Genomic DNA, 645 nt, shown 5'->3' on the forward strand with positions numbered 1-645 from the left:
GGCGGCGATCGCCGCCGCAGCCGCGGCCCCCTCCGCCCGTGACTGCTCGGCCCCGGAGACACCGGTGGGCTCGCCCGCGACGAAGACCCCTGGCAGGCCCGTCTCGAAGTTCCCGTCGACGTCCACCAGCCATCCGCCGGCAGCGGAGTCCCATCGCACCGGGCATCCGAGCTGACGCGCGAGCTCGGTGGAGGCCTGAAAACCGTACCCGAGGACGACGGTCCGCGCCGGGACCTCGCGCTCGGGTCCGCGCACGCGCCACGCCCGGTCGGCCTTCGCCAGTCGGATGCCACTCACGCCACCGTCGCCGACGATCGCCGTGGGGACCGTCGACGTCGTGATCCGGACGCAGTGCCGCACGAGGGTCAGCACGCAGCCTGCCAGCTCGGCCAGCAGGCGCACGTGCCCGGACACGGCCGGAGCGGCGAGGAACAGCTCGCGCACGGAGGGCACTCCGCGGGCGAAGACCACCTCCGTCACCTCAGCCCCCGAACGGACCAGCTGGGCGGCCACGATCAGCATCAGCGGATGCGAACCCGCCAGCACGACCGGACCCGCTGCCCGCAAATGCTGTGCCTTCAGGAGCCCCTGTGCCGCGCCGGCCATCAGCACGCCAGGCATCGTCCATCCGGGGATCGCCACCCG

General features: G+C 73.6%; 1 protein-coding gene. It reads right to left on the reverse strand.

Going from position 1 to position 645, the window contains the following annotated elements; genetic code table 11:
• The coding region (locus tag ACNPM4_RS12595; protein ID WP_448985914.1) for an FAD-dependent oxidoreductase at positions 1–621 on the reverse strand (621 nt) is incomplete at its 3' end.
• Positions 622–645: the final 24 nt, after the last annotated feature.

Source organism: Microbacterium umsixpiens (genome assembly GCF_053543675.1).